Genomic DNA, 24490 nt, shown 5'->3' on the forward strand with positions numbered 1-24490 from the left:
GCAACTCCCGTCCAGGTTAATGGGGTCGGGTTGTGTATGGTAGTCGACGAAGGCGCAGCCGGGGGGATGCCGTCGAGGGTGGCTTTGCCTTGGCTGCCCAGTTGGCCGGTGCGGGTGCTGCCGTCGGGGAAGGTGGCTTGGTATTGGGCCAGGGCGACGGGTTCGTCGTTACCGTAGGTATGGTGCAGTTTGAGCTGAGTGTTTTCGGTGTCCGGCAGGGGCGGGAGTTCGTAGGCCTGCTGGGTCGGGCCGGTGAAGCTTTTCATGGCGCCGAAGAATTCCACTTTGCCAGGGACGGAGTCTGGCAAGTTTAAAGCCGAAACCTCATTTGGAGGACCGGTTGAAGTGCTGTGCTCAAGAATATATTTAAAATGTCTCTTTTTCTTAATGATTGAGTTTTGTTTTGACTTGACTTGTTTGATTTTTTATGCCTGTTATTATTTAAATGAAAGGTTCTTCAGTCAAATAATGCGGTTAGTCTAAAATTTCAAATGATTTTGTATTCACTGCCCAGAAAAATCTGGGCAGTGAATTTATTGGTTTGAAATATACTCCAAAGAGTTTCTGGCTTCCTCTGCAACTCCGGGGTTTTTGCTTAATGCGTACTGTTGCAATACAGTGAGAACTTCATGATTAGTACAATATTTTAATGCTTCTGCTATATTAGCAGCGGAGTCTGGGGTAGACTTGGGCAAGGCTATGAATTTTTGAACTGTCTGCCAGCCTTTTTCAGAATCTAGTTTAGTTAAAACTGGTAAGAGCTGGCTGGCTTGGTAATATTTTTTATTGAGTAGGGTTTCCTTGATTGCATTTTCGACGGAGGGGATAAGTTCAATAAATTGATTTTTTAGTAAGCTATGTTTGAGTTTGGACTCAAAGAAATATTTAGGATAAATTGATAAGATCTTTTTAAAAATTCTTAGCATATTGCTCCTATCTCCTCCCGATAATCCGTACAAATGAACTGCATATGATAACTCATCATATACATTGTCTTCATTTGTTATGCGATTCGGTGAAAAATCACTGTTTGAAACCTCCTCGTTGTTTACAATTTTTTCTAAGTTTTCAAGGCCGATATCTTTTCCCCAAGCAGTCAGAATCAACGTGGCTTGATATGATAGATAGTGATCAGACGAGTTCAATATTTTTGATAATAACGGTACCCGTTCTTCTAAAGGGGGGTCAAGAAGTTGGACCTCATCAAGTCCAACAACGTCTCCAAATTCATCTGTATAAAGTGCTTTATATTCTTCAGAGTGAGGTGACAACATACGGTCTCCAGTAATTTTTATTTAAAATTCAAATATTGACTAGGCACAATACCTTTTACCAACACTTCTTGATCTCGAATAGAGTTGCTCCTACTGAGTCTTGCTGCATCTAGTCGTTCTAAGTTCTTTGTCGATGGATGGCTATCATATCTTATCTGAGCTTTTTGAACGGCATCGTCGTGAATTTTCAACAAGTTGTTGTGGTCAACGACTTCAACATCATTAACTAATCCATTGTCGATGTCTGATTGCAAACGTTTTACATCTAACGAGAAAGACGTGTCACCGTATGACTTCCCAGAGGTTTGGGAAGATGAGAATGATGTATACGGGCTATCACTTTTGCGGGGCTCTGATCCTCTAATATGGTCAATGACTGTTGCTTTTCCATTAGGGTTGGCTGGAACCAAGTTTCCGTTATCATCGATATAAGACTTCAACCGCCCTCGTTTAGCACCTTGGCGTGCTCGGAAATTGTTATCACTTCGGAAAATAAGATCATCAGTATTGTTTTTACGTTCTACCCGGCCTGCCGCACTTGCTACATCTTCCGCTGCGTCACTTGTTCTGCCTACTTTACGCGCTGCGCGGAAGGGAGGGAAGATGGAGGCGATGGCGAGGCCTGTCATGCCTGCCGCGGCGCCGTATTGCCCGGTGGAGAGGAGTTGGGCGATGTCTTTGGCGTCGGTTAAGGTGCCGAATCCGGGGACGACGAGTTCGGCGACTTCACGTGCTTGTTGGCCGTTGGGGGAGGCGTATTGTACTTGGCGTGCCGCTTCTGGGCGCAGGTTTTTGGCGCGGTTGGCGGCGTCGTCGACGTCGTATAACGCTTTAGGGAGGTCGCTGCCGGTAATTTCGCCTGATCGAACGGCTTCGTTTAAGTCTTGCCGCAGTTGCTGGGCATCCGCGTTAAGTCGGGTGACTTCGTCCTGTAACGCAAGGGCTTCCTTGTGGCTTCTGCCATTGGGGTTGTTGTTGAGTTGTTCTCTCAAGTCAGTACAGTACCGAAAGGGTTTTTATATCATGGCACTGCTACCCAGTATTGAGACGGCTGTTGTTATTGGCATGCATTATGACAAACATGCAATCATAAAAGAAAAGCCCAGCTCATGCATGAACAGGGCTTTGTATTCTATCAATCTGAAAATGGCGTTGGCTTATCGCTGCAATTTCTGGTGACTACTTAGTCTGCCATAGTTAATCTCAGTCTTTTGCTAATTCCTAGGCTACCTTTAGCCAAGCATCAAAGATCCCTGATCTTCTCTTATACCTACTAACTGGAAGATACATTACTCAGTCCACATGCTGATGAATTCTTGATTGCCTGAAGACTTAGTCAGCCAGATAAAAAAATCTATGAAGTCTTCTTCCGCCCAAGGATCTATATCTATATCATCCCAATGGTCATATTTTAGATCAATTTTTATCTCTCCGTTATAAGTGAGTCTAAAATAGTGCTGTTCTTTTCCTTTTGAGTGCTCAAATTTCACTTTGGGGTCGTTTAATAAAATTTTTTGATTGTTAAAAAAGAAGCATGGTCCATCTGGTGTGGCATATACTCCATAATAAATTTTATCTAGTTTGATGTAGTTGCCTAGTTTTTCAATTTTTTTCTCTGGCACGTTTAAGGCCGAAACTTCATTTAGAGGGCCGGTTGAAGTATCGTACTCAAGAATATAGTTAAAAATATCTCTGTTTCTTAATAATTTAGTGCTCATTAGTTGATTCCGTCTAATAAATGTATGTGCTTTTGTATGTAGTCATCTGGTTGTTTTGATAACCATTTGCCAAACCCATCAAGTAATTTGTTTACATCAGGATTCGGTCGTGAAGCACTTTCAACTATTTGAGAATAAGTTTTACCTCTTTGAGCCAGTACATCCACGTTAGGCCCTAAAGGATCGCCGTAACGTTTAAGGTTAACATCATATATATAGTCTCGTAATGGTTCTGGAGTGAGATTTTTATACTCAACACCCAGCTGGCGACGGGCATTATTTGCCCTCTCTGCCAGTGCTTTTTCTGAGCCAGGCAAATTAGCCATATTTGCTACCGCCTTATCTCGAATAGAATGATCAGTGAGACCCTGTTGATATTTTGCCAGTTCAGCAACTTTAGCTTCGTACTCTTGGCGCAATGGGTTATTTTTTATATCACTTCCCAAGCGGGATATTAATTGTTGCTCCAGTTCAGCACGGTTCGAAGCAGTCACGACCCTAGAACTGCTTGGAACCTCATCAACCCGCTTTGCCGCACTTGCTACATCTTCCGCTGCGTCACTTGTTCTGCCTACTTTACGCGCTGCGCGGGCGAGTGGGAAGATGGAGGCGATGGCGAGGCCTGTCATGCCTGCCGCGGCGCCGTATTGCCCGGTGGAGAGGAGTTGGGCGATGTCTTTGGCGTCGGTTAAGGTGCCGAATCCGGGGACGACGAGTTCGGCGACTTCACGTGCTTGTTGGCCGTTGGGGGAGGCGTATTGTACTTGGCGTGCCGCTTCTGGGCGCAGGTTGTTGGCGCGGTTGGCGGCGTCGTCGACGTCGTATAACGCGTCGGTAAGGTCGCTGCCGGTGATTTCGCCTGATCGTGCCGCTTCGTTTAAGTCTTCCCGTAGTTGTTGGGTATCAGCGTTAAGCTGGGTGACTTGGTCTTGTAATGCCAGCGCTTCCTCGTGGCTTTTGCCGTCGGGGTTGTTGTTGAGTTGCTCGCGCAGGTCGGTGGCCCGCTGGTTGTATTGGCCCGCTTTTTGTTTGAGCTGTTCAGCTGTACTGAGTGTCTCTTCCTCTTCTTCCGGCTGGCTGGAGGAAGGTTGTGACAACATGGAGATGTCGGGCGGGCCTTCTTTGGGTTTGTTCCAGGGTTTGCCCTCGGGGTTAATGGGGTCGGGTTGTGTATGGTAGTCGACGAAGGCGCAGCCGGGGGGGACGCCGTCGAGGGTGGCTTTGCCTTGGTTGTCCAGTTGGCCGGTGCGTGTGCTGCCGTCGGGGAAGGTGGCTTGGTATTGGGCCAGGGCGACGGGTTCGTCGTTACCGTAAGTGTGGTGTAGTTTGAGCTGAGTGTTTTCGGTGTCCGGCAGGGGTGGGAGTTCGTAGGCCTGCTGAGTCGGGCCGGTGAAGCTTTTCATGGCGCCGAAGAATTCCACTTTGCCCGGGGCGTGGAGTTCGATGTTGCCACCTTTGATGCGGACATAAGCGCCGCCGCTGACGAGCAGGACTTCTTCCGCCGCCGCCAGGTCGATGTTGCTTTCGGTGGAGGTAGTGGTGTTGTCCTGTTTGGAGGTCAGTTCCAGGTTGTCGCTTTGAGCCTGAATCTCGACTTTTTGCTTGCCTGCGAAGAGTTTGATCCCAGCTTTTTCAACGAATAGCGAGAGTTTTTCGCGCGCAGCGGCGACCCAGTTTTTGCCCTGGCTGAAGTTCATGTCTTGCCCGGTGGTGGCACTGAAATCGTGGGTTTGGGCAAAGTGCAGGGATTCCGGGGTGCTCAGGGTGATGCCTGCCGGGGAGGCGAGGTGCAGCCAGGGGGCATCTAGGCCTTTGACTTGACCCTTGCCGCCACCATCGGTGGCCCCTTGAGCGGAGGTTTGATCGCCGCCGCCACCGCTGCGACCGTAAGTGGGGGTGGTGTGGTCGCTGGCGGTTTTTAAGTTGTCTTTAGCGGTCAGGGCCTCGGCGTTATGGGCCGTGGCGCTGTTGCTGAGGCTGTTTTTCAACTCATAGGCCGCATCCAGCTGGGTTTTGACTGGATCCAGTTCGAGCTGTTCACCGGCGGCTTCAGGCTGGCCAAAGCTGGTCAGGTAAAGGCCTTTGTTGGCCCGCACACTGCCGTAGGCATCGGTACGCAGATCAAAACCGGTACCGCGAAAAGCGCCACGGAAGTTGCCTTGCTGATGAATCAGATAACCCAAGTTAAGTTGGGTTTTTTTCTGTTCAGAGTTGAGCTTGATGCGTTCCTGGTCGGTGGCGTCGTCGAGCACCAGCTCGTTAAATAAACCGCCGCGATAGGTCTTACTTTTAAACCCGCTGAACAAGCCATTGCTGTGCCATTCCGGGGTTTGTTCGCCGTTATAAATGCGGCCGGTAATCAGCGGGCGGTCAACATCGCCTTCGAGAAAATCGACCAGCACTTCCTGCCCGATGCGAGGGGTAAACACACCGCCCCACTGAGTACCGGCGTTATTTTGCGCCACTCGCAACCAGCAGCTGTCATGATCATTGCGCTGGCCTTGTCGATCCCAATGGAAGTGAGCTTTGACGCGATTCAAGTGATCGCTGTAGACCTCTTCGCCTTCAGGCCCGACGATAATCGCGGTTTGTGGGCCACTGACAACCGGGCGTGGGTGGCGCAAGGGGTTGCGAAACGCATGGGTGCGTCGTTGGGCTTCGAAGTCGATCAGGAAGTGACCGGTCCCGCCGGTGCGATAAGCGTCGGCCTGAGCCTCATCGGTATCGTTTTCCGGGTCTTCTTGGGTTAAGCCATGGGCTTCTTTGGCGGCTTGGATTTCCGTTTGCAAACTGCCTGGCATCGGTTTGAGCTGGGCGGTCATCGGCAAGCTGTTTTCGGCGTGAATAGAGAGGCCCAGAATCAGAAATTCGCGCTCTTCACCACCGCCGGTGTCATGTCGGCTATGTTGGGTCAGCTCAAACCAAGCCCCGGTGCTGAGGTGGCGGATGCCGCCTGCGCCATAGAAGCGCTTGGCCCGAGATTCATGGGCCTCTAACCGGTTATCGACCAAGCGTTCGCCACGGTCGAATTCATGGTAGTAATATTCCCCGGCATAGTCGTACAGCTCGGTTTCCGGCAGGTTGCCTTGATCATCCTGAGTGTCGAGCGTTGTCCGTTTTTCAAGCGGCGGTTGCTTGTAATCAAAACTGCCAACGGTGACGCGTTTAGGCTGCAAACGGCGGACACCACGCCATTGCGTAATGGTGTCTTCGGTTTCCGTTGCATCCTGACGGTGGAAGCGAATTTGTTGCGGGCTGACCGGGGTACAGGTATCGACATCATCGGTGATAATATTGCCATCGACATAGCTGTGTACTGGCGGCATACTTAAAAATACAGCTAGCCAACTTTCAGTAAGCAACTAAAGAGTGTCAGATATGAACTACTCAAAAGATGAACTTATGCAATGCATCTGCGAAAGCATGGCAGACTCATTGCCTAGTAACTGGCAAAGCGCTTATATGCAAGCATCAATTAGTGGTAATGAGCTGGATGCTAACTTTCGTTATACCGACAGTGAGACAGAAACTGAAAAGCCTTTCCAGCCGGATAATTGCATTGCACCTATGAATGCAGCGAAGGAGTTACAGGCACTAATGAAGGCCGAAGGAAATACGTGGAATACCGTCACTGTTAGAATAACGAGCGACGGTAAATTTGAGGTTTTTACACAGTAGGAATATATCGGCTAACTGTCAAAAAGTTAGCCGCCTAATATATTCGGGTCTCCATACTCGTATTCAATTTTAGCTGAATGATCTTTGTGAACAGTTAAAATTAATACGCTCCAAGGCTTGTCCAGTTTTGGATGACTTTTTGATCGATAGTTATCAAAAAAATCCATCAAATCAAAACTACCAAAGTTAAATGGTTGCCAGTCCTGCTTATCATTAACTCTAGAGTATGTTTTGATTTTCATGGCGCCATCAAAGTATTGATAGCGCACTTGTAATTCAGACCAGTTCTCAGGAGCCTTTTTTAGAAGCAAGTTAATGGCTGTTTTAAATTCTTGTTTGCTCAATTTAACCTCCAGGCTTATTTAGTAAGCGATAAAAAGTTTCTTCACCATTTATTGTTTCAGTGATGTCGAAGCGAGCTGGGCGTAATGATGTGCCTTCATATACAGGACTGATTTTTACACCAACTGAGTCACCAGCTCTTATTTTATTTGCCCATTTTGTTTCAAGTTGACCAAATTGTCCCAATGTTCGAGAGTTACTATTGAGCGCCCGGTCCATTGCGACAATGTTAATACCTTCACCTGGCCCACCAAATTGAGAACCAAGCAAATGGCCTCCAACATCTGTATCTAATCGGTCTGCTCTGCCTGCTACTACTTGCTGATATGAGTTTCTTGCAGAAGTATTTAATCTTAATTGAGGTATATCGACTAAGCTTGTACGCCCAAGCTCATCAACCTGAAAGGTATTACCATCAATACGATAAATAGAGTTCGGAGTTGGATTATTTAATTCCTTGCTCCAGTTTCTACTCTTTCCAGCTTTAAAGTCACCTGCAAAGCTTGGTGTGCTAGCCCGCCTTGCCGCCCCCGCAGCATCTTCCGCCGCATGGCCCACGCGTCCTGCTGTGCTGACGGCGCCGGTGCCTTTGCCGCCGAGGAATTCTGAGCCAATCGCAAATGTGCTCATTTCGAGAGCGCCTAGGGTACCATTACGTTGCTCGGCTTCGTTCCAGCTGTCAATGGCGTTGTCTGCGACGTTGCTCCAGGCGTTTTTGGTTTCATTCCATTGTTCGCTGGCTGCGGCGGCTTTTTCTGGATCGCCGGTGACAAGGCCGATGGCGCTTTCGCCGAGGTCCAGAATATTCGGGCCGCTGAGGGCTCTGATGCCATTATATTGGTCTTTTACGCCTTGCCAAACGTCTGCACGGGCTTGGGCACGCGAGGCATCATCGCCGACAAAAGGTAGTGCTGCCACTCCAGTCGCGACGCTACCGGTGAAGCCATCCCATTTGTCGGATAAGACTTTGGTGGCTTCTTCGCCGAATGTGTATTCAGGCTCTGTTTCCGATGTTGTCTCTGGCTCGGGTTCTGGTGCAGGCGTGTCCCGTTGCGCCAGCATGGAGATGTCGGGCGGGCCTTCTTTGTCTTTCGGGAAGCAACTACCGTCCGGGTTAATGGGGTCGGGTTGTGTGTGGTAGTCGACGAAGGCGCAGCCGGGGGGGACGCCGTCGAGGGTGGCTTTGCCTTGGCTGTCCAGTTGGCCGGTGCGGGTACTGCCGTCGGGGAAGGTGGCTTTGTATTGCGCCAGGGCGACGGGTTCGTCGTTACCGTAGGTGTGGTGCAGCAGAAGTTGGGTTTTTTCGGTGTCCGGCAGGGTCGGCAGTTCGTAGGCCTGTTGGGCCGGGCCGGTGAAGCTTTTCATGGCACCGAAGAATTCCACTTTGCCGGGGGCGTGGAGTTCGATATTGCCGCCTTTGATGCGGACATAGGCGCCACCGCTGACCAAAAGGACTTCTTCCGCGGCGGCCAGGTCGATTTTGCTTTCGGTGGAAGTGGTGGTGTTGTCTTGTTTGGAAGTCAGCTCCAGGTTGTCGCTTTGGGCCTGAATCTCCACTTTTTGCTTACCTGCGAAGAGTTTGATCCCGGCTTTTTCAACGAATAGCGAGAGCTTTTCACGCGCAGCAGCGACCCAGCTTTTGCCTTGGCTGAAGTTCATGTCTTGCCCGGTGGTGGCACTGAAATCGTGCGTTTGGGCAAAGTGCAGCGACTCCGGCGTGCTGAAAGTGATGCCAGCCGGGGAGGCAAGGTGAAGCCAGGGGGCGGCCAAGCCTTTGACTTTACCCTTGCCGCCGCCATCGGTGGCCCCTTGGGCGGAGGTTTGATCGCCTCCGCCACCGCTGCGGCCATAAGTAGGGTTGGTGTGCTCGCTGGCGGTTTTTAAGTTGTCTTTAGCGGTCAGCGCCTCGGCGTTATGGGCCGTGGCGCTGTTGCTGAGGCCGTCTTTCAACTCATAGGCCGCATCCAGCTGGGTTTTAACTGGGTCCAGTTCGAGTTGTTCACCGGCGGCTTCGGGTTGTCCAAAGCTGGTCAGATAGAGGCCTTTGTTGGCCCGTACACTGCCGTACGCATCGGTGCGCAGATCAAAACCGGTACCGCGGAAGGCGCCACGGAAGTTACCTTGCTGATGAATCAGATAACCCAAGTTGAGCTGGGTTTTCTTCTGTTCAGAGTTCAGCTTGATGCGTTCCTGATCGGTGGCATCATCGAGGACCAGTTCATTGAATAAACCACCGCGATAGGTTTTGCTTTTAAACCCGCTGAACAAGCCGTTGCTGTGCCATTCTGGGGTTTGTTCGCCGTTATAAATGCGACCAGTAATCAACGGGCGGTCAACATCGCCTTCGAGAAAGTCGACCAGCACTTCCTGCCCGATGCGAGGGGTAAACACACCGCCCCATTGGGTGCCCGCGTTATTTTGTGCCACCCGCAACCAGCAGCTGTCGTGGTCATTGCGCTGGCCGAGCCGATCCCAATGGAAGTGGGCTTTGACGCGATTCAAGTGATCGCTGTAGACCTCTTCGCCTTCGGGCCCGACGATAATCGCGGTTTGTGGGCCACTGACGACCGGGCGTGGATGGCGCAAGGGATTGCGAAACGCATGGGTGCGCCGTTGGGCTTCGAAATCAATCAGGAAGTGACCGGTGCCGCCGGTGCGATAGGCTTCGGCCTGGGCTTCATCGGCCTCGCTGTTGGGGTCTTCCTGAGTTAGGCCATGAGCCTGTTTGGCCGCTTGTATCTCGTCTTGTAGGCTACCGGGCATCGGCTTAAGTTGAGCCGTCATCGGTAGACTGTTTTCAGCATGAATCGTGAGGCCCAGAATTAAAAATTCGCGCTCTTCACCGCCACCGGTGTCATGTCGGCTATGTTGGGTCAGCTCAAACCAGGCGCCAGTGCTGAGGTGGCGGATGCCGCCTGCACCGTAGAAGCGTTTCGCCCGGGATTCATGGGCTTCCAACCGGTTATCCACCAGGCGCTCGCCGCGCTCGAATTCACGGTAGTAATACTCTCCGGCATAGTCGTACAGCTCGGTCTCTGGCAGATTGCCTTGGTCGTCTTGAGTATCCAGTGTGGTGCGCTTATCGAGCGGCGGTTGTTTGTAATCAAAACTGCCGACGGTCACGCGTTTGGGCTGCAAGCGTCGAACGCCACGCCATTGGGTGACGGTGTCTTCGGTTTCCGTCGCATCCTGGCGGTGGAAGCGGATTTGTTGCGGGCTGACGGGGCTGCAGGTGTCGACATCATCGGTGATGACGAGGGTATGCTGGCCGGCAGTATGTTCGAAATAGTAGAAGAGGCCTTCTTCTTCGAATAAGCGGCTAACGAAATTGAAATCGCTCTCGCGGTATTGCACGCAGTAACTCCGCTCGGGATAGTCCCGGCGGGTATCAAAGCGAAAACGGCCTTTGGACACCGCATGGCCTTGGAAGACCTGGGTGGCAATGTCGATGACATTCAGATTCTGGAAGATCCGGCTGTCTCGGCCCAGTTTCAACATGGCGAACCAGGGCACTAAGGTCAGCTGGTAGTAATAGACGCCGCCATCTTCACCCAGCATCACGGCTTCTTCGACCAGGCCATGTAAATCGCGATAACGGCCATCAGGCAGCATGATCGAGAGGGTGGCTTCCTGCGCCATCAGGGATTTGAGTTCAATATCCCCTTGTTGTGACAAGCAATCCAGGCGGTAGCGGAAAGTGGCGCCGAGCGCTTCCTTCCCGACCAATCGGTGGGGTAACAGATCCCCCGCGGCGGGGACTTGTAGCCGCAGCAGACGTTGGTGCTGGGATAGCGCCACGTCAAATTGTTCCAGCAGGCTATCGACAAAAGACAGTTCAGCCATGACACATCTTCCCTTGATTAATCACAGGGCAGGGCCCCCGCTTAAGCGGGGAGCGCCTGCGTATTATCGACCTGAGGGCTGTTATCGGTATCGGCGTCTTGGGTGCTGTAGGCGAAGTGGCCTTCGTCATCCAAGCTCACGGTCATATGCGCGACGGGGTCGCCCATGGCCATACGATCGAGCACATAAGCGGCCAGCTCAGGCATCAAGGTGCCGGATAGAATGTTATCGATGCTGCGAGCGCCACTGTCACTGTCGGTACTACGTGCGGTGATGGCCTCAATAACGTCTGGCGTGAACTCAATATTGGCACCATGGTTGCGCTGGAAGCGTTGTTGGATGCGCGCCAGTTTAAGCTCGACAATGCGTTGCAGGATGTCGCCATGCACCGGGTAATAAGGCACGATGCTTAAGCGGCCCAGGAACGCCGGTTTGAAAGCGGTATTTAAGGTGCCGCGCAATTCATCGACGATGCTGTCAGGGGTGGGGCGTTCATCTTTACCCAAGCAGCGATCCATAATGGCGTCAGTGCCCACATTGGAGGTCAGCAAGATGACGGTATTGCGGAAGTTGATTTCACGTCCTTCACCATCATCTAGCACGCCTTTGTCGAAGACCTGGAAGAACAGCTCTAAGACATCCGGGTGGGCTTTCTCAACTTCGTCCAGCAGCACAACACTGTAGGGGCGACGGCGGACGGCTTCAGTGAGCACACCCCCTTCACCATAACCGACATAGCCCGGCGGTGAGCCTTTCAGGCTGGAAACGGTGTGGGCTTCTTGGTACTCGGACATGTTAATGGTGATGACATTACGCTCACCGCCATAGAGGGTATCAGCCAAGGCCAGGGCGGTTTCTGTTTTACCCACGCCACTGGGGCCGAGGAGCAAGAATACGCCAATCGGTTTGTTTGGATCTTCAAGCTGCGCGCGGGAGATGGCGATCCGTTGACCGATCGCCTCTAGCGCATGATCCTGGCCGAGGACACGCTCGCTGAGCAGTTGAGGTAAACGTTGTACCGTGCTGATTTCATCGCGCAGCATTTTACCCAATGGAATACCGGTCCAGCCGGAGATGACTTCGGCGATGACATTGGCATCGACATGGCCGTGCACCAGCGGTTGATCGCCCTGAACGTCAGTCAGCTCCTGGCGAATAGTGCCCAACTCACGGGCCAGTGTGGCGGCTTCGTCGGGATCTTGGGCATCGGCGAGGGCCTGTTCCTGTGCGTTGAGCCGTTCCACAATGGCTTGTTGAGCTTGCCAGCGTTCGGTTAGGGCCGTGGCTTCCTGCTGGGTCGTTTCCAGTGCGTCAGCCAATGCCTCGAGCGCATCGCTGTGGTCGTGACCTTCAAGGGCTTCACGTTCGAGACTGGCGATTTCCGCTTCCAGGTTGTCGATGCGACGATAGGCATTTTCCAACGCGCTGGGCTGGGTCGATTGCGCCAGTGCGACGCGTGCGCAAGCGGTATCCAACACACTAACCGCCTTATCGGGCAGTTGGCGCCCGGTGATATAACGGTGAGATAACCGAACGGCTTGACGTAAGGCATCATCACGTAGCGTGACGCCATGGTGCGCCTGCATCCGTTCGGTCAGCCCCCGCAACATTTGGATTGCAGTGGCTTCATCCGGCTCTTCGACTTTGACGACCTGGAAGCGCCGTGCCAGGGCGGCGTCTTTTTCAAAGTACTTTTTGTACTCGGCCCAAGTGGTGGCGGCAATCGTGCGCAGCTCGCCACGCGCCAGCGCAGGCTTGAGCAGGTTGGCGGCATCGCCTTGCCCGGCCTGACCGCCGGTGCCGATCAAGGTGTGGGCTTCATCAATAAAAAGGATGATCGGGTGCAGGCTTTTGCGCACTTCTTCAATCACGTTTTTCAGGCGATTTTCGAATTCACCTTTGACGCCAGCCCCTGCTTGTAGCAAGCCAAGGTCTAATGTGCGTAACTCCACCGCCTGTAAGGGAAGCGGTACATCGCCTTGGGCAATCCGGAGGGCCAGCCCTTCAACTACCGCTGTTTTCCCAACCCCTGCTTCACCCGTCAGAATCGGGTTGTTCTGACGGCGGCGTGTCAGAATATCAATCATCTGACGGACTTCATCTTCGCGGCCCAGTACTGGGTCAATGCGGCCTTCGCGGGCACTGGCAGTGAGATTAATGGTGTACTGATCCAGCGCTGGGGTCCGGGCATCGTTTTTGGCGGATGATGTGCCCGAAGCCGCCTGAGGGTCGCTGTTGGATTGGGCGAGGGGATCGGCGCCGTCTTGTGTTTGGCCCGTTGTGTGCGGGGCGTCGCCGAGAAAGTCATCCAAGTGGGCTTTCAGATCATCCACCTGAATTTTATTCAGTTCAGGCGCATCGTTGCGGGCGACTCGGCTCAGTTCATGGTCGTCCAACAAGGTCAGCAGCAGATGGCCGCCGCGTACTTTCGGTGCACTGTAATTGATCGAGGCGGTGACCCAGGCCTGTTCTAGCCAGTGGGTCAGTCGGGTGGACAGCACTGGGGTGCGGTCATTGCCGGTTTTAAAGGTGGCAATGGTGTTGTCTAGCTGGGTCAACAATTGTTCCAAGCTGACATCGTAATAACGGAAAATCGCCAGCACATCGTTGTTGTCGTCATCAATCAATTTGAGGAGTAGATGCTCAATGTCGACGTCGAATTGATTGTGCGAGTGGCATAGGGCGGCGGCGCCTTCACTGGCTTTGAGGCAGTCCGCATCCAGCTTGTCGAATAAGGATTTAAGATTCACACCGTGGCTCCATCATAGGCAATTTTGAACACACCATGGCCGTCCTGGCGGGCAGGCCCGGTTCCTCGTTTAAGCCAGCCCAAACCGCCCAAAACGACGCCCTGGGACTGGCTCAGGCAAGGGCGGGGCAGGTGATGTCGATCGAGTATCAGTTCAATTTCAAAATCCAGCTGAGCACCCGCAAACAACCGGATCATGCGCACAAGTTGCGCATGCAAGGGTTGGCCTGGCAGCAGCTGGCGGTAAGCGTTTTCAGTCATCGGGCCCACCGCGACCCGAAAACAGGATTGGTGATCGCGGACACGGTGCCCGGCGATGGCTTCGGTGCCGAGGGCACTATTACGTTGGCCCAAACGCGTGCATTGATCTTTGGCCAGCGTGATCCAGCGACCGACAAAAGGTTGCACTTGGGCGTTTTGCTGGGTCAGGTGTGCGACCATCGCTTTCAGGTTTTGATGATTACGCGGCTTTTGGCACCAGTGACCCGCAAACCAGTGGAAGTGGTCCGGTTTCAGCGCGCCCAGTGAGCGACGATCGGTGAGTTGTTTGAGTGAACGGGCGGTGAGCCCTTGCAAGTGGCGTAACGATTTTTCGAAGTTGCTGCTGCCATGGCGTTCATACTCAATATAAAACCGATATTTCTGCCAGGCTTGATAAAACAGCGCCGTCATCCGGTGTGAAAACAGATCGAAGAATTCGTGGGCCGCATCGTCTCGGCTATCGATGTGACGTTCGATCAGCATTTCCGTATAAGGGCGCGGTAATACCCCTGAAGGGCCGACCAGCCCCATAAAGGTGACTTGAATATCGGTCAGCGGTTCGCCCCGCGCGGATTCCCGCCGTGGGTCTTCAAAGCGCAGATCACTGACCTCGCTGGGGGGAAAGCTCAGCGAGAGCAAAGATCGAAAACGCAAGGGGTCCTGGTGAGGACGGTTTTCAGGGTCGATCCGGCCACTGCGGCTGTAATGCAGCCGCATCAAGCGCACCAGCTGAAAGAAGCTGAAGCGCCAAGGCTCGGAGCGTGCCTGGTCGATTAGACCAGGGGCTGTGTGCCGCTTCGGGGTGGCCATGTCACTAAACTCGCTTCACGCTGACGCGACCGTAAGGTCAGCTGGGTAAAACTGTTTAAGGTGCAGTACTGACCGAAAAAGTGGTCCAACACCTTACCGAAAAGATAAATACCGCTACCGGTAAACTGGCTTTCATCCATCTCCACCGTAATGCCGACACCACGAACAAAACTGGGTCTGGGGTGGCCGATACGGGTCATCACTGGGGCACTGTCAATCGATAGAATGCCGTTGATTTGTTTACGCGTGGCCGATGCCTTGCGGTAGTTGTAGAGCGAGAGCATCTCCAGCAGATTGTCGCGTCCCTGACTGACCAGTGAGGTGTGGTTCAGCGAGAGGTGTGAGACCAATCGCCAGACCATGCCTTTGCCCAACGGCGGGCGGATGCTCGGCGTGGGCTTGCGTAAGCAGCGGATATGCGGAATCACTTGCTCGCGCTCTAATGTGAAATCGCCTTCAGGGGCGCCAAAACTCATCAACTGTGGGAGATCCCGATTGCTACAGGTGAGTTTTAAGCTCAAGGTGTCGCTGCTGGCATCGAGCATTTCCAGCTCACTATCGACCAAGCGCAAGCGCATATCGTTGGCCTGGTCTTCCTCGTTGCTAACGCGGCGAGCTGTCCAGTAACTTTTATGCTCATCGTCATTGCCATCGTGTGGGTGGAATAACGGCTGGCAGGGCAATACCCGGTCTTCCTGGGCGGTTTTGATCACGCGAAGCACTTCATCGACCGAGATGATCTCGGTCGCTTTGGCATGTCTGACATCCGGCACCACCGGATACTCTGGCCGGGTATGCGTGAGTCGAATCGGTTCCGCCTGCTGTGGAAACAAGTTCACAATGGGCGTGCAACCTAGTTTGAAATTATTGCGATCGATGTTTTGCGCTAAACGTGCCAGCGGTTCGGCTTGCTCAAACTCACTGAACAGCAGGTCGATTTCGATCTGTGTTGCCGGGTGAGTGCCAATGGCTTTATGTAGGTCGGTCAGATCCAGAAAGAGAAACTTTTCCGGCAGCAAGAAGTACTCATGGAGTAACCGATAACCCAGAAAAGAGCGCTCGTCGTAATCAATCAGCCCTTCATCTTCGGCAAAGCCCACCGGCTGAATGGCGGATGGCGGTAGTCGTTTGGTGCGCTCGTGGCCTTGATCCACGAAACGGACTTGAATTTGGGCCGTGTTATTCAGCAGCAGCTCGTAGAGCGGGTGCATCAAACTGCCTTCGCCATCTAAAAAGAAGCGCAGTGTATCGATATTGAGCTTGCTGAAGTCGGTGTTGCCAATGGTTTTGAGCCCCAGCGTCAGGCGCGCCACATGTTCATTACCATGGCTATTGAAAGAGGAGCGCTCCAACCGAGTCAGCCGGGCATGATGGAGTTCAATGGGCCAGACATCGACCGGGTAACAGGTTCGAAAACGGCATGGCGTGCCGTCAATCGGTCGTGAATGCAGACGGGTGTGCCGTGGTAGATGGTAGCGCCCGGTCAAGGTGGTCGTAGGGCCCGGATCAAACTGGGTGATGGAGAGCGCTGGCGTGGGCCGCAAATAGTGCGGATACAGCGTTTCCAAAAATGATTCCACAATCTCTGGGAAATCATCATCCAGTTTTTTATGAATACGCGAACTGAGAAAGGCAAAGGATTCGATCAGCCTTTCCGCATGCGGATCTTCGCAGTCATCGCCGTTCATCAATAAGCGAGATGCGATCTTGGGGTAACGATTCGCGAACTCCTGGCCTAAAAAGCGCAGGTGAGAGAGTTCACGTTCGTAGTAGGGCAGCAGGTCGTCGATCATCAGCGCAACTTCTGAACTTTGTATTGACGGGTACTGGTTTGCAACACAGCATCAAAGGCGACAAATTCACTGGACTCATGCAGCACCAACAGCGCTTCAATACGGAATTGCACGATGCGATCGCCCCGGTCGACATCGACCAGTTGCACATGAACGCTACGAAAGCGGTTATCGCCACATTCGATAGTGCGCTCTAGCTCACGTTGAATCCGGTGGCGGTCGACGCTGCTGTGTAGGCCTCGGCTGGTGAAGTCGGGCAGGCCATATTCCAGTACTGACCCTTGCAGAGAAGGAAAGGCATCCAGCTGATAAGCCAGTAGATCGCGTCGGGTGTTGACCAGCATTTCCAGGTCTCGCACTACGCTACTGCGGTAGTGATCCACTGAACAGCGATGCCCAGGCGTCGGGTCGTGCGGCTGTTGGGGCATATCGTCGATCAGACGATCCAACAGACTGGGGACCATTTGTCGGTGACTGAGTGACATGACGTGATTCCTTTCCAGGCCTGGGGGTTAAATCAGGCGACAACTCACCAAGATATAGGGCTCAGTGAGTGCCGCCTGCCGACTACTCTGCTCGCATCGGGTGCCGATCAGTTGCCGCGTGCCGATTGCGGCAGCTCTGAGACCAAACGCAGTGAAGCGGTCAATTCATCCAGCTGGTAGTGCGGACGCAAGAAAGTCACTGCTTTATAAGCGCCGGGTTTGCCCGGAATCTCAGCAACTTCAACGCGTGCTTCGCGCAGTGGATACTTGGCCTTAGCTTCTTGGCCAGCGTTGTCATCCAGCAGGACATACTGGGCTAACCATTCATTGAGGAAGCTTTCGACGTTTTGACGTGAAGCAAAGCTACCCACCTTGTCACGCATGATGGCCTTCATGAAGTGAGCAATACGCGAGGTGGCGAAAATGTATTGCAGCTGTGAAGACAAACGCGCATTAGCGTTGGCGATGTCGGTGTTGTACTGCTTGGCTTTTTGCGCGGATTGCACCCCGAAGAAGGCGGCATAATCGGTGCCTTTACAATGCACCAGCGGGATAAAGCCCAAGTCAGACAGTTCTTTCTCACGACGATCCGTAATGGCCAGCTCAGTAGGGCATTTCAGCGCCACTTCGCCATCGTCAGTCTTGAAGGTGTGGGTGGGTAAGTCTTCGACCAGGCCACCGCCTTCGACCCCACGAATCGCCACACACCAGCCATAACGAGAAAAGGCATCGGTGACACGCGCCCCCATGGCATAAGCGGCATTCATCCAGAGGTACTTGTTATGCTCGCGACCATCGACGCTTTCCGTGAAGTTAAATGCTTCAACCGGGTTGGTTTCTTCACCATAAGGCAAGCGGCCCAAAACATGCGGCAAGGTCAGGCCGACATAGCGGGAGTCTTCTGAGTTACGGAAGGATTTCCACTTGGCGTATTCGACCGTGTCGAAGATCTTGGCCAGATCACGCGGGCCACTCATATCGGTAAAGGAATCCCAGCCGAATAGCTCAGGGGAAGCCGAAGAGATAAAGGGCGCGTGAGCCGCTGCGGCGACGTGTGAAATTTCTTCCAGCAGGTAAACATCTTGTGGGTGACGACCAAACTCATAGTCACCAATCAACATGCCATAGGGCGCGCCACCGAAGGTGCCGTATTCCTCTTCATAGACCTTTTTGAAGAGCGCGCTTTGGTCGAATTCAGATGCGGATTTCAGGTCTTTCAACAGATCCTTTTTCGACGCATTGAACACATGGATCTTCATGTTGGTGCTGGTTTCGCTCTGATCGGTCAGGTATTTCAAGCCACGCCATGAGGCTTCCAGCTGCTGGAATTCGTTGGCGTGCATGATTTCATTGAGCTGATCTGATAACAGCGAATCAATTTCCGCGATCCGAGAGTCCAGCACGGCAATCAGGTCTTTACTGGGGGTGAGTTCTCCTTCCAGCACCTGGTTGACCAGTTCATCAATCAAATCACGTGTGCGCGAGCGCTCGCTATCTGAGCGGGCAACACGGCTTTCCGAGATGATACTGTCCAGCAGTGATGATTCCGGCGCAAAAACTTCCGGGGTTTCTTCTTGCTGCTGCGCATCTAATGTCTGAGTGTCGGGCTGGGATCCGGCCATGCTTCAGTCCTCCTGTCTACTGTGCCGTTACTCGGCATCCTGTTGGGGTTTTACGGCCGCTTCCCGGCCCAGTTCCTGTCCGAGAGTGTTCAGTTTCTCGGTGTTCTGCAGTACATCTTTGAGCAGCTCTTCTAAGCGATCATTGCCGCCCATTTTGTTGCGTAGATCGGCCAGCTTGTTACGTACTTCCAAGAGCTTGCGCAAAGGTTCAACTTGGCGCACGACGTTTTCCGGCTCAAAATCTTCCAACGCATTGAAGTTCAGCTCGACCGGCAGCTGGCTGTCATCATCCGCCAAGGTATTGTTCACCCGATAGCTGAGGCGGGGTTTCATGCCTTTGAGTACGCTGTCAAAGTTGTCACGATCGATATTGACGAACTTGCGATCCTTCAGGCGTGGCAGGGGCTCCAGCGGATTCCCTGAATAATTACCCATGACGCCAACCACAAAGGGCAGTTCCTTTTTCTCGATGCTGTCTCCAATCTCGACGTCATAGGTCAAGTGGACACGAGGCGCGCGTACGCGTGAGAGTTTTTGCTGTGTGCTTTCGCTTTTAGCCATGCCTTACTCCTGTAAGTCTCCTGGGCGCTTCTTATGGGTCTTCATCATGTCGGTCTGACTTTTTAAATCTCGATCTGACTTAAATCTCGGTCTGACTTAAAACTCGGTCTGACTTAAACCTGAGGTGTTTCAAACAGCCCCAGGGCCTCCAGCAGTTGTCCTTTCAGGTCATCCTCCATGTCCGTGATATCGCGTTGGCGAATCAGTTCTTCGAAGGTATGGCTGCCGGAAATTTCGGTACTTTGGCGAATCACTTGCTCTTCTGGGAGGCGTGCTCTTACTGGCGCATTGATCACGCAAAAGGGCAGTTCTCCAAAGTCTCTTAAACGCTGGAAAGTCACCGGGTAGCGCAGCCCTTTAAACAGGCGTCCGAGGTTGCCTGAATGGCTAAAGCAGTAAAACGCCATCAGGTAATGCACGACAAAGCGATGCAATTCGGAGTTGCTGCGATTGGGGTCACGAATAATCTGGCGAAAACGCGCCAGTTCGAAATGTTTGTAGCCTACGACCCAGCGAGTCGGGCTAATAATTCGAATCGGTCGGCTCAGGCCTTCAATCTGTAGGTCGTACTCCAGTGGAAAGAGCGTTGGCGTGGAGTCGATCAAGTCAATCGGTGTTTCCAGCTCGTTCATCAAGTTAAAGGGCTTGGCGCTCCCGTGTTCTTCATACAGGGCTTTAAGCCCTTTGAAATGGTGATGCGCTTCACGCGTGCTGCCTCTGGGGGCGCCGGTGAGATATTCACCAAAAAGCGCTTGGGGCTTGATCAGTGGCGTGACCGTATTCAGGAAATCCGCCGCCTGAGATTTCATCAGTTCAGAGACAATACGCGTCTGCTTGCGTGACTGAATGAAGCTCTCAATATTGAAGCCTTCCTTGAATACTTCGCTGTAAGCGCGCTGATCCCCCTGGCGAGGGTCGAGGGAATCCGTCATGGCGGTCTCTCCTTGCGTCGTGACCTCGTCAGTGCCAGGCCCTTGTTCGCCCCAGGCACCCTCAAAGGGTATATTGAATTCAGGCTGCATCAGTCGTCCCATCCCCAACGTGATTCATCGGTACGCGGCCGCGCATGGCGATAGGCTTCATCTTTGGCTTCAGAGCGTGCGCGTTGGCGTACCGCTTCTTGCTGCTGTTCCGCTTGTTTCTTGGCTTGCTGTTGTGCTTCTTGCTGCTGTTTTTGGCTCACTTGGGTCTGTGATTTCAATTGTTCGCGCCCACGTTCGGTGAGCAGCAATGGGCTATCTAACGGGCCCATGGGCGCGAGGGCGCGGCCTCGCGCATTGATCGGCTGTAAGCCGTTTTTGTAGCGCTCAAAGTAGCGCTCTTCACCACGTTCGGGGATCAGGTGGTAAATGGCGCGATTACCACGAGAACGGGCTTGTAATATTTCCCATTCGCCCCAGCTGGAGCGGGTGCGTTCACCGCCGGGCGCATCGATACGTTCTTCGTTTAATAAGAACTCAGTGGGGTCCAGGGTGTCGGCATCGCGTTTTAAGACCAGGTCCTGGCGTAGGCCGCTGCAATCCTTGCACGGCAGTATCCCGGTAAACCGTTCAGTGACGTCAGGTGCCTGTTGAGGCTGAGTATCCTGGCCGCCACATCCACTGAGTAGCGCCACTAAAGCGCCGCATACGATGAGCTTGGATGTCCCGTTTAAGCGCGGTTTTGGCAATGTCCTGAGCGTCTTCATAACGTCTTCCGATTCATCCTTTTAAGCGGACGTTGTCTTCCGCTTGTTCTCCCCATAAAGGGCTTGTTCTCCCCCGCAAGGGGCTTGAAAGTTGGCCTGGTAGCACAGCCTTTTCATTCAAATTAAATGCTTCATTGGGCTGTCGGGTGTATCGCGTTTCATATTGCATTGACAGCGAATTTCATTAAATGATGCCAATTGGTGTCATGAATAATGGCTCATTATTAGGTCTAAAATAGGGCTGATGAAGACATTGTCATTAATTTTTTAAGATGATTCATTATGCTCAATGACCGTCTCATTACAGCGTCTATTGGATCGAATAATGAGTCATTATTCTTGAATCTTTTCTTGGTTAATGATCCTTGCAATAATCTCGACCCTTTCTTTTGGTCCGCTTATAACAAGGCTTTCAAGCCTATCGTCAGTCAGCACCCTGTAACATTTTGATCGGCAAAGATGTCATTTTTATGCGGCTAATGAGGTTTTTTAGATTCCACTTTAGTCCGCTTAAAACGCCGATTAATTCATCCCTTTAATCATCCTAAAAGATGGATAATTAAAAATCTTTTGTGGACGACTGGAGACACTATAAACAGGAAAAAGGTGACAAGTATTCTGTTGCTTTATGAAGACATGGGGTTTTGGCGTGGAACGGTGGTTATGATTTTTGAGTGTTGCTTAAGTAAGACAGTAGTGGTGATGATGTCTGCATATTAAGGTGCTGGCGTTGCCTCCTAAAGACACTGATTTTGGCGACATTGATTTTGGCCAACAGTGTTTAATCTTTATGGCGAGTGTTCGGGGTTATGGCGAGTGTTCGGGGTTATAGAGAGTACTCGGGGTTATGGCGAGAGTCGTCAATAAATACAAACAGGGTGCGATCAATGGCAAGGGGTGTCATTCAAAGGAAAGCTTATTTATTGCGGCTGATCGCAGCGATTGCGTTGCTGTCTGCGAGCTTGTCCCTGGTCGGTTGTGGTGTGGCCAGCCGTATGGGACAGCAAGTCGATGGTTCCTGGGCAGGCGATATGTTGTTTAGCGACTCGCCGCAAATGAATGTCGCCATTGAGGCCGATGAAGCGGTTAACCCTGATCCGATGGGGCAGCCACTCTCGGTGGTGTTACGCATTTATCAGCTACGTGAGTTGCAGGGGTTTGCTCAAGCCTCGATGGATCAGCTGTGGTCGGATGATGAGCAGGTGTTAGCGGATGGAATGGTCTCGCGCCGAGAGGTCACGGTGTTGCCGGATGAGTCAGTTGAGGATTCCGCCAAACTTTCTCCGCAGGCGCAGTATGTTGGCGTGGCTGCTTTTTTCCGCAATCCGGCGGGCGGTTCATGGCGGGTAGCGTTTGATGCGGATGCGATCAGAGACGATGGCATTTTATGGTCATCGGACGGGGTTCGTTTGCGCCTAGAAGGTGATCGTATCGAGGTCGTCGAAGGGGCTGATTTACAAGTGACCAGCGGTGCCATGGGGCACTGAGGGTGTTTTTTCCGACAGTTCAGGAAGGCTGACGTGAATAAGCAAAATCGAGTTATGTGGTCAGAAGGTATGTTCCTTCTACCTCAGCATTTTCAACATCAGGATGAGTTTCATCAGCGCACAGTGAGTGAGTTGGCTCAGCGTCAGGCGCCTTTTTATTGGGGTGTTCAGCGTCTTGAGTTCGATCAAGGCGCACTGGAGCGGGGCACCTTGAGGTTGACCCGACTAAAAGTCGTGTTACCGGATGGGACTTTGATTGATGCGCCTCAGCATGATCCGTTACCTCCTGCACGTGATTTAAATGGCTTGGCGATAGAGGGCGAAGTCAGGCTTCATATCGCTTTGCGTTTGTTGGAGCCTTATGCGCCGAGTTATACCCACGAAGATGATGTCGGCCATCAAGGCCAGCGTCGATATGTCCAACGTTTTGAAACCCTGCCTGACCTGAATGAAGGGTCTCAAGATAACGAGCTGGAAATGCTCGAAAATGCCACGGTGCTGTTGCTCGAAACGGATGAGTTAGATGGTTATTCTCATTGTCCGATCGGCTTGATGGTGCGCAATGCCAGTGGTCGTTTGGATGTCGATAGCCATCGTTTTATGCCGCCCGCTTTGCATATGGATGCGGTGACGTTGCCGGGCGAAATCATTAACCGGCTATTAGGGTTGTTGGGCGCGCGCAGCGATGTATTGTCCAGCCGACGTCGTGAGCATGCTCATTTGGCCGCTGAGTTTGGCTCTTCCGATGTCACCTTGTTCTGGTTGCTTTACACCATCAATCAGGCGTGGCCTGAATTGGCCCACATGAAGGCCAATCCGCAACTGCACCCCGAGCAACTGTATCGCTTCTTGGCGCGTTTGGCCTCAGGCTTGATGACGTTCTCGATGGGGCACCAGTTGAGTGATATTCCAGAGTATCAACATGGTGATCCAGCGCCGTCATTATTGCGTTTGGAGAAGCTGGTGCGTGAGCTGCTGGATATTGTGATTCCCAATCAGTATGTGTCGATTCCGCTGGAGCAAACGCGACCCTCTTACTATATCGGTCGCTTGCATGATGAGCGGCTGGTGGATGCAGACTTCTTTATTTGTGTGCATGCCGATATGCCGGGCGCTCAGCTGATTGATTTGGTCCCACGGGCCTTTAAAGTCGGCTCACCTGAAGAGATTGAGGTGGTCGTGAATACCGCGATGCCTGGGGTAACGCTTGAGCATGCGACACGTCTGCCTAGCGCTATCCCGGTCCGCTTGGATAACCATTATTTCTCGCTGGAGCCCCATGGCAGCGTCTATGAACGGATGATGGCCGCTCAGGCACTGGCCTTCTATGTCCCCAGTGGTTTCCGTAACCTCAGCATTGAACTTATGGCGGTGATGAAATGACTTCAGCTCAGCCCGATTCCACATTGGATGTTAAACACCCGGTCAACGCCGACGCCAGCTCAGAGTCGAGCGCCGCTAGGAGCGAGCGCGAGCGTGCCGCCATCGTTGAAGGAGTGCCTGACAATACGTTGGCGATGTTAGCCCGGGATTTTTTATCCATGGTGTTGATGGTCCGCCAGGGTGAACAGGCCACCAGTGTTGAGCGCTTCTTACAAAGTGTTGATGACTGGTTTAAGACGTTTGAGCGTAAGGCTCGGCATGAACGCTATAGCGTGGATGCGGTGAAAGATGCTCAGTATGCGCTGTGCGCTTTTTTGGATGAAAGCGTGTTGCGTGCCGGTGGCGGCAATATCCGTGAGCATGTTGAGCTGACCCCGTTTCAATATAAATATTTCGGCGTGCATTTGGCGGGGGAAGGCTTTTTTGAGCGGCTTGAGGCATTGCGCGGTGATGTTAAAGCCAACCTCGATGTGTTGGAAGTGTATCACCGCTGCTTGGCATTAGGCTTTGAAGGCAAGTATGGCTTAGAAGGTCGTGATCATCTTCGTTATCTGGCCAATGGCCTGGGGCAGGATATTGCGCGCTATCGTGATTATCCCGAAGTCTCAGCAACCACATGGAAACTGCCGGATCAAGTGAGCCAGCTTTTACGCCATGACATTCCGCTTTGGGTTTATCTCGCTTTGATGGTGCTGTTGTGCCTGTTGGTGTTTGGCGGCCTTAACTTATGGCTAGGACATGAAAGCCAGGCACTGATCGAACGGATTAACCAGTTGTTTGACCTGACCCGCCAGTGA

At 52.5% G+C, this 24490-nt stretch carries 19 protein-coding genes; 5 read left to right on the plus strand and 14 right to left on the minus strand.

Annotated elements, in window-relative coordinates:
- The first annotated feature begins 32 nt into the window (after nucleotides 1-32).
- Nucleotides 33-314, plus strand: coding sequence for a hypothetical protein (locus tag BFW38_RS05680; RefSeq protein WP_068997505.1), 282 nt, complete (start codon nucleotides 33-35; stop codon nucleotides 312-314).
- A 219-nt stretch (nucleotides 315-533) separates the two neighbouring features.
- Here BFW38_RS05680 and BFW38_RS05685 read toward each other — a convergent pair whose 3' ends face one another.
- The 4 genes from BFW38_RS05685 to BFW38_RS18010 all read right to left on the minus strand — a co-directional run bounded on the left by BFW38_RS05685 (nucleotide 534) and on the right by BFW38_RS18010 (nucleotide 6318).
- Complete coding sequence (locus BFW38_RS05685; RefSeq protein WP_068997506.1) at nucleotides 534-1274, minus strand: hypothetical protein; 741 nt, start codon at nucleotides 1272-1274, stop codon at nucleotides 534-536.
- 17 nt (nucleotides 1275-1291) lie between these two features.
- Complete coding sequence (locus BFW38_RS05690; RefSeq protein WP_068997507.1) at nucleotides 1292-2266, minus strand: hypothetical protein; 975 nt, start codon at nucleotides 2264-2266, stop codon at nucleotides 1292-1294.
- Nucleotides 2267-2563: 297 nt separating this feature from the next.
- Nucleotides 2564-2992 (minus strand): hypothetical protein, encoded by a 429-nt coding sequence (locus BFW38_RS05695; protein WP_068997508.1) that lies wholly within the window; start codon nucleotides 2990-2992, stop codon nucleotides 2564-2566.
- Nucleotides 2992-6318, minus strand: a complete 3327-nt coding sequence (locus tag BFW38_RS18010) for a DUF2345 domain-containing protein (protein ID WP_068997509.1) — start codon at nucleotides 6316-6318, stop codon at nucleotides 2992-2994. Before BFW38_RS18010 ends, BFW38_RS05695 begins: the two co-directional genes overlap by 1 nt.
- 52 nt (nucleotides 6319-6370) lie before the next feature.
- On the opposite strand from BFW38_RS18010, the gene BFW38_RS05705 reads away from it, so the two are divergent.
- A complete protein-coding gene (locus BFW38_RS05705) occupies nucleotides 6371-6670 on the plus strand; it encodes a hypothetical protein (RefSeq protein ID WP_068997510.1) in 300 nt (99 codons plus the stop codon).
- A gap of 26 nt (nucleotides 6671-6696) precedes the next feature.
- Here the strand turns inward: BFW38_RS05705 and BFW38_RS05710 are convergent, their stop codons facing one another.
- From BFW38_RS05710 to BFW38_RS05755, 10 genes are all read right to left on the minus strand, one after another.
- The gene (locus BFW38_RS05710) at nucleotides 6697-7014 is read right to left on the minus strand and encodes a hypothetical protein (RefSeq protein ID WP_068997511.1); all 318 of its coding nucleotides are present in this window, start codon (nucleotides 7012-7014) and stop codon (nucleotides 6697-6699) included.
- Between the two features lies 1 nt (nucleotide 7015).
- Entirely contained in the window at nucleotides 7016-10855 is a 3840-nt protein-coding gene (tssI, locus tag BFW38_RS05715) for a type VI secretion system tip protein TssI/VgrG (protein WP_068997512.1), read from the minus strand.
- A 41-nt stretch (nucleotides 10856-10896) separates the two neighbouring features.
- Complete coding sequence (gene tssH / locus BFW38_RS05720) at nucleotides 10897-13605, minus strand: type VI secretion system ATPase TssH (RefSeq protein WP_068997513.1); 2709 nt, start codon at nucleotides 13603-13605, stop codon at nucleotides 10897-10899.
- Complete coding sequence (gene tssG / locus BFW38_RS05725) at nucleotides 13602-14675, minus strand: type VI secretion system baseplate subunit TssG (protein WP_068997514.1); 1074 nt, start codon at nucleotides 14673-14675, stop codon at nucleotides 13602-13604. The genes tssH and tssG overlap by 4 nt, the downstream gene beginning before the upstream one ends.
- Nucleotides 14639-16468: a type VI secretion system baseplate subunit TssF gene (tssF, locus tag BFW38_RS05730; protein WP_068997515.1), complete on the minus strand. Its 1830-nt coding sequence runs from the start codon at nucleotides 16466-16468 to the stop codon at nucleotides 14639-14641. Before tssF ends, tssG begins: the two co-directional genes overlap by 37 nt.
- A complete protein-coding gene (tssE, locus tag BFW38_RS05735) occupies nucleotides 16468-16953 on the minus strand; it encodes a type VI secretion system baseplate subunit TssE (protein ID WP_068997516.1) in 486 nt (161 codons plus the stop codon). Before tssE ends, tssF begins: the two co-directional genes overlap by 1 nt.
- 107 nt (nucleotides 16954-17060) lie before the next feature.
- Nucleotides 17061-18575: a type VI secretion system contractile sheath large subunit gene (gene tssC, locus BFW38_RS05740; RefSeq protein ID WP_068997517.1), complete on the minus strand. Its 1515-nt coding sequence runs from the start codon at nucleotides 18573-18575 to the stop codon at nucleotides 17061-17063.
- Nucleotides 18576-18602: 27 nt separating this feature from the next.
- Nucleotides 18603-19136 (minus strand): type VI secretion system contractile sheath small subunit, encoded by a 534-nt coding sequence (gene tssB, locus BFW38_RS05745; protein WP_068997518.1) that lies wholly within the window; start codon nucleotides 19134-19136, stop codon nucleotides 18603-18605.
- A gap of 113 nt (nucleotides 19137-19249) precedes the next feature.
- Nucleotides 19250-20068, minus strand: a complete 819-nt coding sequence (locus tag BFW38_RS05750) for a hypothetical protein (RefSeq protein WP_069000243.1) — start codon at nucleotides 20066-20068, stop codon at nucleotides 19250-19252.
- Between the two features lie 89 nt (nucleotides 20069-20157).
- The gene (locus BFW38_RS05755; protein ID WP_068997519.1) at nucleotides 20158-20823 is read right to left on the minus strand and encodes a copper resistance protein NlpE N-terminal domain-containing protein; all 666 of its coding nucleotides are present in this window, start codon (nucleotides 20821-20823) and stop codon (nucleotides 20158-20160) included.
- A gap of 887 nt (nucleotides 20824-21710) precedes the next feature.
- Between BFW38_RS05755 and tssJ the strand changes: the two genes are divergently transcribed.
- Genes tssJ through icmH form a run of 3 tightly spaced genes read left to right on the plus strand, consistent with a single transcriptional unit; the run spans nucleotide 21711 to nucleotide 24490 of the window.
- A complete protein-coding gene (gene tssJ / locus BFW38_RS05760) occupies nucleotides 21711-22310 on the plus strand; it encodes a type VI secretion system lipoprotein TssJ (RefSeq protein ID WP_084004477.1) in 600 nt (199 codons plus the stop codon).
- A 33-nt stretch (nucleotides 22311-22343) separates the two neighbouring features.
- Entirely contained in the window at nucleotides 22344-23693 is a 1350-nt protein-coding gene (gene tssK, locus BFW38_RS05765) for a type VI secretion system baseplate subunit TssK (protein WP_068997520.1), read from the plus strand.
- Complete coding sequence (icmH, locus tag BFW38_RS05770) at nucleotides 23690-24490, plus strand: type IVB secretion system protein IcmH/DotU (protein WP_084004478.1); 801 nt, start codon at nucleotides 23690-23692, stop codon at nucleotides 24488-24490. Before tssK ends, icmH begins: the two co-directional genes overlap by 4 nt.

Source organism: Terasakiispira papahanaumokuakeensis (assembly GCF_001709345.1).
GTDB classification, from domain to species: Bacteria; Pseudomonadota; Gammaproteobacteria; order Pseudomonadales; family Halomonadaceae; genus Terasakiispira; species Terasakiispira papahanaumokuakeensis.